The 17,110-nt window shown below is 55.9% G+C and carries 15 protein-coding genes; 9 read left to right on the forward strand and 6 right to left on the reverse strand.

Annotated elements, in window-relative coordinates:
• Positions 1–20: 20 nt before the first annotated feature.
• Positions 21–446 carry a DUF3574 domain-containing protein gene (locus ACXKZG_RS22415; protein WP_488875486.1) on the reverse strand — a complete coding sequence of 142 codons (426 nt, stop codon included), beginning with the start codon at positions 444–446 and terminating at the stop codon, positions 21–23.
• Positions 447–604: 158 nt separating this feature from the next.
• Between ACXKZG_RS22415 and ACXKZG_RS22420 the strand changes: the two genes are divergently transcribed.
• Positions 605–1,468 (forward strand): YicC/YloC family endoribonuclease, encoded by an 864-nt coding sequence (locus ACXKZG_RS22420; protein ID WP_488875487.1) that lies wholly within the window; start codon positions 605–607, stop codon positions 1,466–1,468.
• Between the two features lie 67 nt (positions 1,469–1,535).
• Here ACXKZG_RS22420 and ACXKZG_RS22425 read toward each other — a convergent pair whose 3' ends face one another.
• Positions 1,536–3,587: a glycoside hydrolase family 31 protein gene (locus ACXKZG_RS22425; protein ID WP_488875488.1), complete on the reverse strand. Its 2,052-nt coding sequence runs from the start codon at positions 3,585–3,587 to the stop codon at positions 1,536–1,538.
• Between the two features lie 12 nt (positions 3,588–3,599).
• Positions 3,600–4,946: a glycoside-pentoside-hexuronide (GPH):cation symporter gene (locus ACXKZG_RS22430; protein ID WP_488875489.1), complete on the reverse strand. Its 1,347-nt coding sequence runs from the start codon at positions 4,944–4,946 to the stop codon at positions 3,600–3,602.
• A 283-nt stretch (positions 4,947–5,229) separates the two neighbouring features.
• Here ACXKZG_RS22430 and ACXKZG_RS22435 point away from each other — a divergent pair, with 283 nt between their 5' ends.
• Positions 5,230–5,568, forward strand: a complete 339-nt coding sequence (locus tag ACXKZG_RS22435; protein ID WP_013200089.1) for a zinc ribbon domain-containing protein YjdM — start codon at positions 5,230–5,232, stop codon at positions 5,566–5,568.
• 84 nt (positions 5,569–5,652) lie between these two features.
• Here ACXKZG_RS22435 and ACXKZG_RS22440 read toward each other — a convergent pair whose 3' ends face one another.
• Positions 5,653–6,333, reverse strand: a complete 681-nt coding sequence (locus tag ACXKZG_RS22440) for a DJ-1/PfpI family protein (RefSeq protein ID WP_041691837.1) — start codon at positions 6,331–6,333, stop codon at positions 5,653–5,655.
• 134 nt (positions 6,334–6,467) lie between these two features.
• On the opposite strand from ACXKZG_RS22440, the gene ACXKZG_RS22445 reads away from it, so the two are divergent.
• On the forward strand, positions 6,468–7,085 hold the full coding sequence (locus ACXKZG_RS22445) for a trimeric intracellular cation channel family protein (protein ID WP_013200087.1): 618 nt from the start codon (positions 6,468–6,470) through the stop codon (positions 7,083–7,085).
• On the opposite strand, the gene ligB is transcribed toward ACXKZG_RS22445, so the two are convergent.
• Positions 7,060–8,751 carry an NAD-dependent DNA ligase LigB gene (gene ligB / locus ACXKZG_RS22450; protein ID WP_346568367.1) on the reverse strand — a complete coding sequence of 564 codons (1,692 nt, stop codon included), beginning with the start codon at positions 8,749–8,751 and terminating at the stop codon, positions 7,060–7,062. The two genes, ACXKZG_RS22445 and ligB, sit on opposite strands and share 26 nt — an antisense overlap.
• Before the next feature lie 250 nt (positions 8,752–9,001).
• Here ligB and gmk point away from each other — a divergent pair, with 250 nt between their 5' ends.
• Genes gmk through recG form a run of 5 tightly spaced genes read left to right on the forward strand, consistent with a single transcriptional unit; the run spans position 9,002 to position 14,879 of the window.
• On the forward strand, positions 9,002–9,625 hold the full coding sequence (gene gmk / locus ACXKZG_RS22455; protein WP_013200085.1) for a guanylate kinase: 624 nt from the start codon (positions 9,002–9,004) through the stop codon (positions 9,623–9,625).
• A gap of 53 nt (positions 9,626–9,678) precedes the next feature.
• Positions 9,679–9,954, forward strand: coding sequence for a DNA-directed RNA polymerase subunit omega (rpoZ, locus tag ACXKZG_RS22460; protein WP_004154766.1), 276 nt, complete (start codon positions 9,679–9,681; stop codon positions 9,952–9,954).
• Positions 9,955–9,975: 21 nt separating this feature from the next.
• Complete coding sequence (gene spoT / locus ACXKZG_RS22465) at positions 9,976–12,099, forward strand: bifunctional GTP diphosphokinase/guanosine-3',5'-bis pyrophosphate 3'-pyrophosphohydrolase (RefSeq protein WP_013200084.1); 2,124 nt, start codon at positions 9,976–9,978, stop codon at positions 12,097–12,099.
• Between the two features lie 3 nt (positions 12,100–12,102).
• On the forward strand, positions 12,103–12,801 hold the full coding sequence (gene trmH / locus ACXKZG_RS22470) for a tRNA (guanosine(18)-2'-O)-methyltransferase TrmH (RefSeq protein ID WP_053145252.1): 699 nt from the start codon (positions 12,103–12,105) through the stop codon (positions 12,799–12,801).
• On the forward strand, positions 12,798–14,879 hold the full coding sequence (gene recG, locus ACXKZG_RS22475; RefSeq protein ID WP_013200082.1) for an ATP-dependent DNA helicase RecG: 2,082 nt from the start codon (positions 12,798–12,800) through the stop codon (positions 14,877–14,879). Before trmH ends, recG begins: the two co-directional genes overlap by 4 nt.
• A 6-nt stretch (positions 14,880–14,885) precedes the next feature.
• Here recG and ACXKZG_RS22480 read toward each other — a convergent pair whose 3' ends face one another.
• Complete coding sequence (locus ACXKZG_RS22480) at positions 14,886–15,548, reverse strand: SDR family oxidoreductase (protein ID WP_488875490.1); 663 nt, start codon at positions 15,546–15,548, stop codon at positions 14,886–14,888.
• Between the two features lie 160 nt (positions 15,549–15,708).
• Here ACXKZG_RS22480 and ACXKZG_RS22485 point away from each other — a divergent pair, with 160 nt between their 5' ends.
• On the forward strand, positions 15,709–17,097 hold the full coding sequence (locus tag ACXKZG_RS22485; protein ID WP_013200080.1) for a nucleobase:cation symporter-2 family protein: 1,389 nt from the start codon (positions 15,709–15,711) through the stop codon (positions 17,095–17,097).
• Positions 17,098–17,110: the final 13 nt, after the last annotated feature.

The raw sequence follows: 17,110 nt of genomic DNA on the forward strand, positions 1-17,110 counted from the left end.
GGCGTGATGCCGGGCTGAACTTAAAAGCCGACACAGACCAGGCTATCCACCCGCATCACCGACTCCTGCTGGAAGCGCTGCTTGTAACGCGTGCGCAGCGCTTCAATATTCTGCTGATACTGCTTGCCTGGCGCATGGATCAGCATCAACGCCTTACTGCCCTCTCGTGCCACCTTGCCGTCTTCTCCCAGCCACTGACCTTTGGCATCAAATACCGTCAGGCCATCTTTGAAGCGTGGCGTAACCTCGCTGTCGACAAACGATTGCCATTCAGCGTGAGTGATATCCGCGCCATGAGGCCGGCTCAGACCAAAATAAAGCGTGGTTTGCTGCATGGCATCGCCCACCTGGCAGCTGGCGGGGGTCACGGTAGTTTGCTGGCTGGAAGCCATGCAGCCGCTGAGGGTAAAGGCGACAGCCACAGCAATAACGGAAGAGGTTTTCATGAAGTTCCTGATGCAGATTACGGGTAACTGCATCATAAGCTGGCCCGGGTAAAAAACCAGTGACGATCGCTGATTTCATTGAGTTTAGCCGAATGCCTGTTAAGGCCTGGCTTGCGCCGCTATAATCCGTTTATCTTTCTCAGAAAACGGGTACGCACATGATCCGCAGTATGACCGCCTACGCGCGGCGTGAAACCAAAGGCGAATGGGGCAACGCAGCCTGGGAACTTCGTTCCGTTAACCAGCGCTATTTAGAAACCTACATCCGCCTGCCGGAGCAGTTCCGTGGCCTGGAGCCGGTGATCCGTGAGCGCATCCGTAACCGCCTGACCCGCGGTAAAATCGAATGCAACCTGCGTTTTGACGCCGATCCCAGCGCGCAGAGCGCGTTGGTGCTGAATGAAAAGCTGGCTGTTCAGCTGGTTCAGGCCGCTAACTGGGTCAAAATGCAGAGCGATGAAGGGGAAATCAACCCGGTTGATATTCTGCGCTGGCCTGGCGTGATGTCTGCCGAAGAGCAGGATTTGGATGCTATTTCCGCCGAGCTGTTAACGTCGCTGGATACCGCACTGGAAGACTTTATCACTTCCCGTGAGACAGAAGGCACGGCGCTGAAAGCGATGATTGAACAACGTCTTGAAGGCGTGACGACGGAAATCGGCAAGGTGCGAACGCAGATGCCAGACGTGTTGAAATGGCAGCGCGAGCGGCTGGTCAGCAAGCTGGAAGATGCGCAGGTACAGCTGGACAGCAACCGCGTTGAGCAGGAACTGATCATGCTGGCACAGCGTGTTGACGTGGCTGAAGAGCTGGATCGTCTGGAAGCGCACGTTAAAGAGACCTACAACATCCTGAAGAAGAAGGAAGCCGTTGGCCGCCGTCTCGACTTTATGATGCAGGAGTTCAACCGCGAGTCGAACACCCTGGCCTCTAAATCGATCAATGCCGAGATCACCACCTCCGCCATCGAGCTGAAAGTGCTGATTGAGCAGATGCGCGAGCAAATCCAAAACATCGAATAACCGCGTCCATGCGTACAAAGCCCACTGTTCAGTGGGCTTTCACCTGACTTCACGATCATTCCAACACTTAACGCGTCACATACTCCCCCAGCTCTTGCTGAACCTGCGAGCCATCACGCACCAGCACGGGAATTGCGTCGAGCGGCGCGGCAACGCCTATCCATTGACCGCCTTCATGCTGCTCCCCGTTTAACTCACGCCAGGTCGTCCCCGCAGGCAGCCAGACACGGCGTTCGCGCTGTCCCTGGTGAAGAATGGGTGCCACCAGGATATCGGGCCCAAACATGTACTGATCTTCCACCTGCCAGCTTTCACTCTGTTCAGGGAATGCGTAGAACATGGCACGCATCACCGGATCGCCCTGCTCATGAGCCACATCCATCATGCGGTTGATGTAAGGACGCAGCTTTTCACGAACCAGCAGCCAGTGGCGCATGATCTGATAGTTATCCTCACCGTAGCTCCAGACCTCATTCGGCGACCCGCTATTACATTGGGCAATACCGTCTCGCCAGGCCTCAGGAGGTTGGATCTGTGGTTCCCGGTAGCCATGCAGACGGAAAACCGGGCAGAAAACGCCCCACTGGAACCACCGGATCAGCAACTCCTGGAAGGCAGGATCGTTAACGTTACCGCCCTGAAATCCGCCGATATCGGTGGTCCACCAGGGAATACCTGCCATCCCCATGTTCAGGCCGGCGGCAATCTGGTTGCGGAGTGAATGGAAAGAGGAATGGATATCGCCAGACCATGCCAGTACGCCATAGCGCTGGCTACCTGCCCAGGCACAACGAACCAGATTGACGATGTCGGTTTCTCCCTGCTCTTTCAGCCCATCATAGAAACCGGCAGCAAACTTCTGCGGATAGATATTACCGACCTCAAGCACCGGACCGAGATGATAGCGATAGTTATCAAAATCATAGGCGCGGTATTCCGGCTCGGCTTCATCCAGCCAGAACAGCTTGATACCCAGGTCATAGTAATTCTGTTTTACCTTCTCCCAGACAAACCGCCGTGCCTCAGGATGTGTTGCATCGAAGAAGGTGGTGTTGCCCATAAAATCCAGATTGACCGACACGCCGCGATCGGTATTCACCAGATAGCCTTTGGACTTCATCTCTTGATAATTTTCGGTGCGGCTGTCGACGGTTGGCCACACTGATACCATCGTTTCGATGCCCAGCGATTTCAACTCGGCGACCATCGCCTTCGGATCTGGCCAGTCTTTGGGATCGAAGCACCAGGTACCCTGATTCGGCCAGTGGAAGAAGTCGATAACGATTACAGACAATGGCAGGTGACGACGATGATACTCACGTGCCACCTCCAACACTTCCTGTTGGGTTCGGTAACGTAATTTGCATTGCCAAAAACCGGTGGCGAATTCCGGCATTTTTGGCGCAGTGCCTGTTACGGCGCCATATTGACGGACGATTTCCGCAGGCGTCTCACCGGCAGTGATCCAGTAATCCATCTGCTCAGTCACTTTGGCCTGCCACTCGGTCCCATTTTTCGCGAAGGTCGCCTCACCAATAGCCGGATTATTCCACAGCAGCCCATAACCCAGGCTGGAGAGCATAAAGGGCACGCTGGCCTGGGAATTACGCTGCGCCAACTCTAACGTGCAGCCTTTCAGGTCTAACCAGGGTTGCTGATACTGGCCCATGCCATAGATTTTCTCTTCCGGCCGGGCTTCAAAGCGGACGGTCAGCTGATATTTTCCACCGGGAATAGGACGGAACTCACGGGCATCCAGCTTCAGCGCGCTGATGTACTTATCCTGATTCTTTTCGCTGGCGCCAATGCCCACCGTGGTGCGCTGGCGCCAGAACTCTTCCAGCAGTAATTCACCGTGCTGGTTATAAAAAGCCAGCTGGCCTTTGATGTTCAGCACCGCTTTTAAATTGCCGTGGGTGATGCTCAGGGTTTCCGGCCCTTCCGTGATCGACACGGGTGTCTCTTGCGGGTCTGGTAACAGTGCCCAGCATTCATCTTTGATCGGCGGTAAGCAGGTGGCGCGAACGCGCAGGCTGTTCTTCCCCCAGGGTTCAACAACCAGCGTTTGTCGATCGAAATGCCACAGAATACGGCGCTGCTCTGCGATTAACTCGCTCATAGAAACTCCTGATTAGTAACGATCGCTTTGTAGCGATCTTTTCGAGGTATTAACGTCAGCCATCGTGGCATCGCTCAGCATGTACCAACGCAGCGTCAGCGCGCTGAGAATTGAAAGCACGCCGGGAACCAGGCTGAACAACGCGATAATGGCGGACATGGCGACCGGGTTTTGCATCTCAGCATGGGGAATGTAGCCGCTCAGGCCCAGCGTCCAGCCGACGATCGCTCCGCTCACCGCCATGCCCATTTTCAAGATGGAAAGCAGCGTGGAGAAGATGGTGCCGTCCATACGTTTTCCCTGAGTGTATTCACCGTAATCGACCACATCAGACATCATCACCCACATCAGGGTGGTGGTAATTTGGTAGAAGGTGGAAACCAGTACCACCATCACCACCAGCAGACTGATGGAGGCGGGCAGGAAGAAGATCGCGATACTTAGTAGGCCTGCGGCCCAGGCAGCCAGCCTGAATACCTGCACCTTACTGCGGCCGGTGGTCAGGGGTTTACACAGCGCACTGCCCGCGCTTTTGCCGACGATGTGTGCCCCCAGCAGCCACATAAAATAGCTGGGATTGCCCAGGTGATAGGTCACGTAATACATCATGGCGCCGAGCCTGATAACGCCAAAAGCAATGTTGAAAAACACCAGACCCGCCACAACACGCCACTGGTCGTTACGCAGTAAGTCGCGCAGGTCGCTGATAAAGTTTTCGTGGCTGGCCGGTGCCTGGATACGCTCCCTGGTATTTCTGAAACAGATCAGGAACATAAAGACGGTTGCGCCAGCCATGATGGCCATCGCCCCCCGATAACCGGCCAGTTTATCTTCGCCGCCAATATACTGGGCGAGCGGCATCATCAGGAAAGTGGACATCGCGCCGCCGAGGGTCGCGAGGAAAAAACGGTAGGATTGCAGCGAAATGCGCTCTTCATTATCCGACGTGATGATCGCGCCCATCGAGCAATAAGGAATGTTGATGGCGGTGTACATCAGCATCATCGCTACGTAAGTCACGCTGGCAAAAATCATTTTTCCGCTCAGCGAGAGGGATTCCGGCACGGCGTAGATCAACAGACAACTGGCACCAAACGGCACAGCCAGCCACAGCAACCAGGGGCGAAATTTACCCCAGCGCGTTTTGGTGCGGTCCGCAATGAGGCCCATCAGGGGATCGATGATGGCATCAGCCGCGCGCGCAAGCAGGAACATCGTTCCGACGAAGACGGCGGGCAATCCCACCACATCGGTATAATAAAAGGTCAGGAAAATGATCACATTTTCGAGACCAATATGGCTGGCCATATCGCCGAGGCCGTAGCTAATTTTTTCTTTTACCGATAACGTCTCTTTCATAGATGGCACGCCTGTTGTTAAGGGTTGCAGATCGTGGCCTGGAAGCCTTAAGGGAAACTGACGTTTAGTTATAGAGTTGAGGCGAGGAAGGCTCAATTGCGGGATCTCGTTCCATTTTTATGATTTCTTATTTCTGTGATACCGGTAACTCCTTTATGTCAAAGCGGTACGGAAGGTTGCGCAATGACGCCTTCCGGACCTGCATCGGCGTTTTTTGTGGGCTTACGCCAGCCGCCAGGCTAAAATGCCCCCTTATTTTCTATGGATTATTTTGAGGCTTATTATGCAAACCCTTCCTCCCTGCCCGAAGTGTCACTCTGAATATACCTGGCAGGATGGCGCGCTCTTCAATTGCCCTGAGTGCGGTCACGTCTGGTCCGAAGGGGCTGAAGCCGCGTCTGATGACGCGCTGATTGTGAAAGATGCTAACGGCAACCTGTTGGCCGATGGCGACAGCGTCACGGTGATTAAAGATTTAAAAGTGAAAGGCAGCTCAACCCCGCTAAAAATCGGCACCCGAGTTAAAAGCATTCGTCTGGTGGAAGGCGACCACAATATTGACTGCAAAATTGATGGTTTTGGCCCGATGAAGTTGAAATCAGAGTTTGTGAAGAAGAACTAATCCTGAAAGATGCCGGAATCTTAGTGTGAAAGTTGCCTGCCCGGCGCCGATGCGTCGGTCCGGACAGGGACGTCGGGGCGATCGTCAGTTGAGCTCGCGGGCCGCTTTTTCGAGGATCGGCATTTTTTCCTCCACCACTTTTTGCATCCGCGCCATCACTCTCTCTCTGACAGCGGGAGGCGCCGTTTCAGGTCGTCCGGCATTGAAAGGCGGCTGCGGTGCGTACTCAAGGCCAAGCTGAATTGACTGCGCCATCTCTTCTCCGGCAATTTCGGCAATCACCACCAGCGCAAAATCAATTCCTGCGGTCACGCCACCGCCGGTAATGATGTGCCCATCCTTCACCACGCGCTCGTTATCCGGGATCGCGCCAAACAGCGCCAGCGAATCACGCCATGCCCAGTGACAGGCGGCTCTTTTCCCCTTCAGCAAGCCAGCGGCTGCGAGGATCATTGAACCCGTACAGACTGACGTCACGTAGCTGGCATTCAACCCTAAGCGTCGAATGGCAGCGAGAAAGTCGGCATTCTCGATCGCGTTAGTGCAGGTGCCGCCCGGCACACAGAGCAGATCGCATTCGGTAATCTCATCCAGGGCAGCAAGGCCGGAAAAGCTGAAGCTTTCCACAACGACAGGCTCAGCGCCAAGTGATGCCACCACAACTTTTGCATCCGGCAGGCGGGAAAAAAACTGATAAGGACCGGTGAAATCTAACTGCGTAATTCCCTGATACAACGGCATAACGATGGTAAATGGCTTATTCATTGCACTCTCCCATTTATATCCTGATGACAATTCGGATTAGCTAATCTAATTTAGCTGAATTCGCCTTAAAAAAATTCAATCGTCAATCTGCTGCAGATCCTGCAGGCTTGCCGGCGATCACTCTGGAGCTGGCTATGTTACTTACTGTTCTCTACATCATCGGTATCACCGCTGAAGCCATGACCGGCGCGCTGGCAGCCGGGCGGCGCAAAATGGATATGTTCGGCGTCATCATTATCGCCTCGGTCACCGCCATTGGCGGCGGGTCGGTGCGGGATATGCTGCTAGGCCATTATCCACTTGGCTGGGTGCAGCATCCGGTCTATATCATCATTGTGGCCGCAGCGGCCGTCGTCACCACCCAATTAGCCCATCTGATGCCGCACCTGCGCAAAGTGTTCCTGGTGCTGGATGCGCTTGGCCTGGTGGTGTTCTCCATCATCGGCACAAAAGTCGCGCTGGATATGGGCCATGCGCCGATCATTGCGGCAATCTGCGCGGTCATTACCGGCGTGTTTGGCGGCGTGCTGCGCGATATGTTCTGCAACCGCATCCCGTTAGTGTTCCAGAAAGAACTGTATGCCGGCATCGCTTTCGCCTCTGGCTGGATCTATATCCTGCTGTTGAAGACCCCGCTTTCCCACGAAGTGGTGATCACCGCGACCCTGCTCTTCGGCTTTATTGCCCGTCTGCTGGCACTGCGATTTAAGCTTGGCCTGCCCATTTTCAATTACCCTCATGCTGAACACTGATCGATTGCTGAAGATGTGTTGAGAGAAAAGCGATCAGCGCCTGCACATCGGGATGCTGAAGGAAGGTCACGATCTGACCCGCACGCCTTTCGCCTATCTCTGGCAGGCGCTGCCAGTCGGCAACTTTCCGCGAGAGCAGGCTCTGCCAGTTGTCATCATCCAGCGCATCTAACGCCTTGTTGGGAACCGGCACGCCTAACGCCCTGACCCAGCGTTTAAAAGGTTGCTGATGGGTCTGGTTGAACTGGTGATAGAGCTGATTCGCCCTTGCCGGGGTAATACCGGCGATCTGGCTTAACTGTTCTGCCGTTAACGTCAGCCAGGAGAAAAGGTGAGTGAGCTGGCCGGACTGCATAATCCGCTGCCAGGTGCTTTCGCTGGCACCAGATAGAGTTAAGGCGGCCCTGCCACTCAGCCAGACAAGCCGGGCCAGAAGCTGCTGACGACAAACAGGCGTCAGGCTAAAACAGCTCAGGGGATGGAATAAGGTCGCATCAGGTAACGCGGGAAGCGTGCGATCGGCCACACGCCAGACCACCTCATCCAGCCGTGGAATGCCTTGCCCCGCCAGGCTGACCGCAACCTGATCGCCGGCGACAATGTCCGCCTCCCGCCAGCGGTTGAACGAACCGACATTTACCCGACTGACCTGCTTATCATCCAGCTTTACCGGGACAAGATTCAGCACCGTACTTATTTTCCCGGTGCGCCCAATCGGAAAATCCACCGAACGGACTTCCGTGGTCACCGTGGCGGGAGGATATTTCCAGGCCACCGACCAGGCGTTCTCGCCGGGCTGCCAGTAAGCGCCTTTAACAGGTTGGCTATGGACCACCACGCCGTCGGTGACAAAGGGTAACGGTTGAGCAAACCAACGTTCACGCCAGCCAGCGACTTCTTCCGCAGAGCGAACCGGTTTACTCCACTCGCCCATCATTGGAAAGCCCGCTTCGCTGAGCCTTTCGATCCTTTCCCGCAAGGTTGCCGGTCCGTCGGGCCACGCCCAGATAAAGATACCCAGCCTGTTCAGCGTATCTGTAGGGGTGTTGCGCCGCATGGCCCCCGCTACCGTGGCACGGGCATTCAGGCCGCCCAGTAACGTCTGTTGGTGATCGGTCATCTTCAGGTAAAGCTCGCCCTGCAAAACGAGGCTGTCAGACCCCAGCGCGATCTGTTGGGGAATATCGGGGATAAAGCGGGCTTTTTCCGTCCAGTCTTCTCCCTGCAATCCATTTCCGCGACTGATCACCTGAGCCAGTTTTCCCCGTTTGTAATGCAGGGTAACGGCCACACCGTCTACCTTGGGTTGCACCCAGAGCGCGTCTTTTCCCGCCATCCACCGTGAAAGCGCCTGCTGGTCAGCCACCTTTTTCACCCCGACGTGAGCCACCGGATGCAGGACTTTGCCGTTACGGGCCAGCGCCGGCTGGCGAAGATCGCTGCCGGGGGCAAAGCAGTGCTGCCACGACTGATACTTAAGTGCCAGCGCATCGTAACGATCGTCCGGCACTTTCTGTTCGCCCGCCCGGTAATAGGCGTCATCCCATGCACTGAGCTGATTTTCCAGCGCATTCATTTCCTGCTCTGCTCTGGCCGGCGTCCAGGCAGGACAAGCGGCCTGCGCGATGCCCGCGAACAAGGCCAGTACCAGCCATAGTTTGTTCATCCCTGTCTCCTTTTAGGGTGCTGTGGGGATTAAATGCAAAAATGGACCGGTTGGCGAGAGGCAAAGAAACGACCTGGAATGCCGCTCGAAAATTGATTTGCCTAGCATGAAAAGCTACATCCATACCGCGACCCGCTTTCCATATTCTGAGAAAATGCACCGCCAGGACGCTGAAACGCTGCATGAAGGGCATCAGCCGTGTATACTGTGCAGGAAGTAGACTCCGCTTTATTGGCATATCAAGATAATCATGGCTCAAGGCACACTTTTTATTGTTTCTGCTCCCAGTGGGGCGGGAAAATCCAGCTTGATTCACGCGTTGCTGAAAACGCAGCCGCTGTACGATACTCAGGTTTCCATTTCCCACACGACGCGGGGAGTGCGTCCCGGTGAGAATCACGGCGAACACTACTTTTTCGTCAGTCATGACGAATTCCGCGGCATGATTAAGGAAGAAGCCTTCCTTGAGCACGCGGAAGTGTTTGGCAACTATTACGGCACCTCGCGTAAAGCGATCGAGCAGGTATTAGCGACCGGCGTGGATGTGTTCCTGGATATCGACTGGCAAGGCGCGCAGCAAATCCGCCAGAAAATGCCCCAGGCACGCAGCATTTTTGTTTTGCCGCCATCGAAAGATGAACTGGATCGTCGCCTGCGTGGCCGCGGACAGGACAGCGAAGAGGTTATCACCAAGCGCATGGCTCAGGCCGTGGCAGAGATGAGCCACTTCGCGGAGTATGATTACCTTATTGTGAACGATGATTTCGACCTGGCACTGTCCGATCTGAAAACCATCATTCGCGCTGAGCGTCTGCGTATGGGCCGTCAAAAATCCCGTCATGACGCATTAATCAGCAAACTATTGGCAGACTGAGGACAACTCAGTATGATGCCCAGTCATTTCGTCACCCGTGGAGTATCACACTTATGGCACGCGTAACCGTTCAGGACGCAGTAGAGAAAATTGGTAACCGTTTTGACCTGGTTCTGGTCGCGGCTCGTCGCGCACGTCAGATGCAGGTTGGCGGTAAAGATCCGTTGGTTCCGGAAGAAAACGACAAGTCTACCGTGATCGCGCTGCGCGAAATCGAAGAAGGTCTGATCACCAACCAGATTCTGGATGTGCGTGATCGCCAGGAACAGCATGAGCAGGAAGCCGCTGAATTGCAGGCCGTAACCGCTATCGCTGAAGGTCGTCGTTAATCACCAGCCTGCAGGTCGCCCTTGTATCTGTTCGAAAGTCTCAATCAACTGATTGAAAAATACTTGCCTGAGGATCAGATTAAACGCCTCAAGCAAGCTTACCTTGTCGCACGTGATGCTCACGAGGGACAGACGCGCTCCAGTGGTGAGCCTTATATCACCCACCCGGTAGCCGTGGCCTGCATTCTTGCTGAAATGAAGCTCGACCATGAAACGCTCATGGCCGCGCTTTTGCACGACGTTATCGAAGACACGCCCGCAACGTATCAGGATATGGAACAGCTGTTTGGTCAGACTGTTGCTGAACTGGTCGAGGGGGTTTCTAAACTCGATAAGCTAAAATTCCGCGATAAAAAAGAAGCGCAGGCGGAAAACTTCCGCAAAATGATCATGGCGATGGTGCAGGATATCCGCGTCATTTTGATCAAACTCGCTGACCGCACCCACAATATGCGTACCCTCGGGGCCCTGCGCCCGGATAAAAAACGACGCATTGCGTTAGAGACGCTGGAAATTTACAGCCCTCTGGCTCACCGTCTGGGTATTCATCACCTGAAAACTGAGCTCGAAGAGCTGGGTTTCGAAGCACTTTACCCAAACCGCTACCGCGTCATTAAAGAAGTGGTTAAAGCGGCCCGCGGCAACCGTAAAGAGATGATCCAGAAAATCCTCTCTGAAATTGACGGTCGTCTGCAGGAAGCCGGGATCCCCTGTCGCGTCAGTGGTCGGGAAAAACACCTCTATTCGATTTACTGCAAAATGCACCTGAAAGAGCAGCGCTTCCATTCCATTATGGATATCTATGCTTTCCGGGTGATTGTCAGTGATTTCGATACCTGTTACCGCGTTCTGGGGCAGATGCACAGCCTCTACAAACCGCGCCCAGGTCGGGTGAAAGACTACATCGCGATCCCCAAGGCCAACGGCTATCAGTCGCTGCATACCTCGATGATTGGTCCGCACGGCGTGCCGGTCGAAGTCCAGATCCGTACCGAAGATATGGATCAGATGGCAGAAATGGGTGTCGCCGCGCACTGGGCTTATAAAGAGCAAGGTGAAAGCAGCACCACCGCACAAATCCGCGCCCAGCGCTGGCTGCAAAGCCTGCTGGAGCTGCAGCAGAGTGCCGGTAGCTCGTTTGAATTTATTGAAAGCGTGAAATCCGATCTGTTCCCGGATGAGATTTACGTTTTTACCCCGGAAGGCCGCATTGTCGAACTTCCTGCGGGCGCAACGCCGGTCGACTTTGCTTACGCCGTGCATACCGATATCGGTCATGCCTGCGTTGGCGCACGTGTCGATCGTCAGCCGTATCCGCTTTCCCAGCCGCTGACCAGCGGGCAAACCGTCGAAATCATCACCGCACCTGGCGCGCGTCCAAACGCCGCCTGGCTGAACTTTGTGGTGAGTTCGAAAGCCCGGGCGAAAATCCGTCAGCTGCTGAAAAACCTCAAGCGCGAAGACTCCGTCAGCCTTGGCCGTCGTCTGTTGAACCATGCGTTAGGGGGCAGCCGTAAACTGGCCGAAATCCCGCCTGAAAATGTTCAGCATGAGCTGGAAAGAATGAAGTTGCCGACCATGGATGACCTGCTGGCTGAAATTGGCCTCGGCAATGCGATGAGCGTGGTGGTGGCGAAGAATCTGCAGCAGGGCGAACACGCTGCGCCTGCACCACAGCAAACAACGACGTCCTCTTCGCGCAATAAGCTGCCAATCAAAGGCGCAGATGGCGTACTGATCACCTTCGCCAAGTGCTGCCGCCCGATTCCAGGCGATCCGATTGTGGCGCACGTCAGCCCTGGCAAAGGCCTGGTGGTGCACCATGAGTCGTGCCGTAACATTCGCGGCTGGCAGAAAGAGCCAGAGAAGTACATGGCCGTAGAATGGGATAAAGTCACCGAGCATGAGTTTGTGGCGGAGATCAAAGTGGACATGTTCAACCATCAGGGCGCGCTGGCGAATCTGACCGCGGCAATCAATACGGCTGAGTCCAATATCCAGAGCCTGAATACGGAAGAAAAAGATGGCCGGGTTTACAGCGCCTTTATCCGTCTTACGGCACGCGATCGCGTTCACCTGGCGAATATTATGCGTAAAATCCGCGTAATGCCGGACGTGATTAAAGTTCATCGCAACCGAAACTAACGCATGAATGCTCAACGCTATGCCCGCATCCTTGAGATGCTGGCCGCCCGCCAGCACGACCTGACCGTTTGTATGGAGCAGGTTCATAAGCCCCATAACGTCGCCGCGGTGATCCGTACCGCGGATGCGGTTGGCGTGCACGAAGTCCATGCGGTCTGGCCCGGTAGCCGGATGCGCACCATGGTCTCGTCCGCTGCAGGCAGCAACAGCTGGGTCCAGGTGAAAACGCACAGCAATATTGCTGATGCCGTCGGCCAGCTCAAAGGCCAGGGGATGCAAATTCTTGCCACCCATCTTTCTGATAAAGCCGTCGATTTCCGTGAGATTGATTACACCCGCCCTACCTGCATTCTGATGGGGCAGGAAAAAACCGGCATCACCCAGCAAGCCCTCGACCTTGCTGACCAGGACATCATTATCCCGATGATCGGGATGGTGCAGTCGCTGAACGTCTCTGTGGCCTCGGCCTTAATCCTCTACGAAGCCCAGCGCCAGCGGCAAAACGCCGGCATGTATCAGCGACGGGAAAGCACGCTGGAATACAGCGAGCAGCAGCGTTTACTGTTCGAAGGCGGTTACCCGGTGCTGGCGCGCGTCGCGAAGCACAAAGGTCTGCCTTACCCGGAAATTAGCGACGTCGGTGAAGTGATCGCCGATGCCGAATGGTGGGACAGCATGCAAGCTTCGGTACGCAGAAAATGACCGGCCGCCTGCTCGATGCCGTCCCGCTGAATTCGTTGTCTGGCGTTGGCGCAAGTCAGGCAGGCAAACTGGCGAAGCTGGGGCTGGTAACCGTGCAGGATTTATTGCTGCATCTGCCGCTGCGTTATGAAGACCGCACCCAGCTGTACGCGATTAACGATCTCCTTCCCAATATTTATGCCACGGTAGAGGGCGAAGTGCTGCAAAGCGACATCTCCTTCGGCCGTAAGCGCATGCTGACCTGTCAGATCAGTGACGGCAGCGGCATCCTCACCCTGCGCTTCTTCAACTTCAACGCTGGCATGAAAAACAGCCTCTCTCCAGGCAAACGCGTCACCGCGTATGGCGAAGTGAAACGTGGCCAGCGCGGCGCGGAGATTATTCATCCCGAATATCGCATCCAGGGTGACCATAGCGGGGTTGAGCTGCAGGAGACGCTGACACCGGTTTACTCCACCACCGAAGGCATCCGCCAGGCGACGCTACGCAATCTGACGGACCAGGCATTGGCTCTGCTGGATACCTGCGCCATTGCCGAACTGCTGCCGCCCGAGTTAAGCCAGGGCATGATCAGCCTGAAAGACGCACTGCGTACCCTGCACCGTCCGCCGCCGGATATGGCGCTCGCCGATCTGGAGAGCGGTAAGCATCCCGCTCAGCGGCGGCTGATTATGGAAGAACTGCTGGCGCACAATCTCAGCATGCTTGCCGTCCGCGCCGGTGCCCAGCGCTACCATGCCTTATCAATGCCTGCACGCCATGACCTGAGTAACAAATTACTGGCCGCGCTGCCCTTCAGCCCGACGGGTGCCCAGGCACGCGTGGTGCGTGAAATTGAGCAGGATCTGGTTCACGACTATCCGATGATGCGTCTGGTTCAGGGCGATGTGGGCTCGGGCAAAACGCTGGTCGCCGCACTCACCGCACTAAACGTCATCGCTTACGGTAAGCAGGTTGCCCTGATGGCGCCGACCGAACTGCTGGCTGAACAGCATGCCAACAACTTCCGTCAGTGGTTTGAACCGCTGGGGATTGAAGTGGGCTGGCTGGCAGGAAAACAAAAAGGCAAAGCCCGACTGGCGCAGCAGGAAGCCATCGCCAGCGGTCAGGTGTCGATGATTGTCGGCACTCATGCCATTTTCCAGGAACAGGTGCAGTTTAACGGGCTGGCACTGGTGATTATTGATGAGCAGCATCGCTTTGGCGTCCATCAGCGCCTCGCTTTGTGGGAGAAGGGCGAAGAGCAGGGTTTCCATCCGCATCAGCTGATCATGACCGCCACGCCCATTCCGCGAACGCTGGCGATGACTGCCTATGCTGACCTTGATACCTCGACGATTGATGAACTGCCGCCGGGCAGAACGCCGGTCACCACGGTTGCCATCCCCGATACCCGCAGGCCGGACATTATCGCCAGGGTGAAAAGCGCCTGCAGCGATGAAGGGCGTCAGGCGTACTGGGTATGTACCCTGATTGAAGAATCTGAACAGCTAGAGGCGCAGGCCGCAGAAGCCACCTGGGAAGAACTGAAGCTGGCGCTGCCAGAATTGAACGTTGGACTGGTGCATGGGCGCATGAAGCCGTCGGAAAAGCAGGCGGTGATGCAGGCCTTTAAGCTGGGTGAGATCCACCTGCTGATCGCCACCACGGTGATTGAAGTGGGTGTGGATGTGCCGAACGCCAGCCTGATGATCATTGAGAATCCCGAGCGGCTGGGCCTGGCACAGCTCCACCAGCTGCGCGGCCGCGTGGGCCGTGGATCGGTCGCATCGCACTGCGTATTGCTGTACAAAGCGCCGCTGAGCAAAACGGCGCAAAAGCGCCTGCAGGTTTTACGCGACAGCAATGACGGCTTTGTGATTGCCCAGTGCGATTTGGAAATTCGTGGGCCAGGCGAAATGCTCGGCACCCGGCAGACAGGTAACGCCGAATTCAAAGTGGCGGACCTGCTGCGGGATGCCGCAATGATCCCCGAAGTTCAGCGCGTCGCCCGCCACATCCACCAGCATTATCCGACTCAGGCACAGTCGCTGATTGAGCGTTGGCTGCCGGAAACGCAGCGCTATACTAACGCCTGAATCCCGCTATCGGCCGCTGTAAGCCGCCATTTCTGCCACGGCATCATTAACCGCCTGCTCGCCGGCCGTCAGCTCGATGATCACCCGGTTGACCTCAGGATGATCGATCAGGCTGTGCAGCACGGCGGCAATGTCCGCTCTTGGCACCGTGCCATAAGGGATCGCCAGACCCAGCCGCACTTTTCCACTGCCAGAGCCATTCACCAGCGTACCCGGACGCAGAATAACCCAATCCAGCGCGGTGGCGGCCAGCATCACATCGGCCTGCTTCTTCACCTGCATATAGTGTTCGAAGGTAGGCGAGAGGGTTTTCGTCCGACCGGCTTCCGGAAACGCGGAGACCAGCAGAAAGCGTTTGATCCCTGCCAGCCTGGCCGCTTCGGCGGCAAACTTGCACCCGCGCCCATCAATCCCGTCCGTCTGTTCGATACCGGCACCGGCAGCACCGGCAGAGAACACCACCGCATCACAGCCTTTCATCACCTCGGCCAGCTTTTCCCCGCTGGTGTTCATCAAATCCACATTTACCGGCTTAACCCCATCGGCGACCAGGTCATCCACCTGGCTTTCGCTGCGGTAAACACCGGTCACCTGATGCCCGGCTTTGACCAGACTCTTTCTTAAACGGCTTCCGACGCCACCCGTTGCACCAATAATAAATACCTGCATGTGTTCCTCTCTCAGTGGACGTAGTTACCCTTAGTCTAGCGAACAGCGCGCCGTTTCGCTGGGTGAAGGCTGAACAACCGAACTATAACGCCCGGCAAACGTTTGCTTTTGCCCACCAGACGATTAAAATCGCCACTTTCTTCGTCAGAGAAGCCCGAGAATGTCCGCCAATATCCCCGATGCAGCAGCCAGCCGTAACCCAATACCTGCGGTGAAAAGTGAATTAATCTACCGTCTGGAAGATCGCCCTCCTCTGCCGCAAACCCTGTTTGCAGCCTGTCAGCATCTGCTGGCGATGTTTGTGGCGGTGATCACCCCCGCATTATTGATTTGCCAGGCGTTGGGCCTGCCGGCGCAGGATACGCAGCACATTATCAGCATGTCGCTGTTTGCGTCGGGCGTGGCTTCCGTACTGCAAATTAAAACCTGGGGCCCGGTTGGTTCGGGTTTGCTGTCGATTCAGGGAACCAGCTTTAACTTCGTCACGCCATTGATTATGGGCGGAATGACGCTGAAGAATGGCGGTGCCGATGTGCCCACCATGATGGCCGCGCTGTTCGGCACGCTGATGCTGGCCTCCTGCACGGAAATGATCCTTTCCCGCTTCCTGCATCTTGCCCGCCGGGTAATTACCCCGCTGGTGTCAGGCATTGTGGTAATGATTATCGGCCTGTCACTGATCCAGGTTGGCCTGACGTCGATTGGCGGTGGCTTTGCGGCGATGAACGATCACACCTTTGGTGCGCCCAGGAATCTGATGCTGGCAGGTGCGGTGCTGCTGGTGATTATTCTGCTTAACCGCCAGCGGAATCCTTATCTGCGCGTGGCGTCTCTGGTGATTGCGATGGCCGTCGGCTATCTGCTGGCCTGGGCGCTCGGTATGCTGCCGGAAAACAGCGCTCCGGTCAGTCAGCCACTGATCGCGGTTCCAACGCCGTTCTATTACGGCCTGGGCATTGACTGGAACCTGCTGATCCCGCTGATGCTGGTATTTATGGTGACCTCGCTGGAAACCATCGGTGATATCACGGCAACGTCAGATGTCTCCGAGCAGCCGGTGAGCGGACCGCTGTATATGAAGCGCCTGAAAGGCGGCGTGCTGGCTAACGGGCTGAACTCTTTCGTCTCGGCGCTGTTTAATACCTTCCCTAATTCCTGCTTCGGCCAGAACAACGGCGTGATACAGCTGACCGGCGTGGCCAGCCGCTACGTTGGCTTTGTCGTGGCGTTAATGTTGATTGTGCTGGGTCTGTTCCCGGCGGTGAGTGGCTTTGTGCAGCATATTCCGGAACCGGTACTGGGCGGCGCGACGCTGGTGATGTTCGGTACGATTGCCGCTTCCGGGGTGCGCATTGTCTCCCGCGAGCCGCTAAACCGCCGGGCGATCATGATTATGGCGCTGTCACTGGCAGTTGGCCTGGGCGTTTCTCAGCAGCCGCTGATCCTGCAATTTGCTCCTGACTGGTTGAAAACGTTACTTTCTTCCGGAATTGCCGCTGGCGGCATCACTGCCATCATTCTGAATCTGCTCTTTCCGCAGGAAAAATAATCCCGTCTTGTGT

This window comes from Erwinia sp. 2186 (assembly GCF_057812255.1).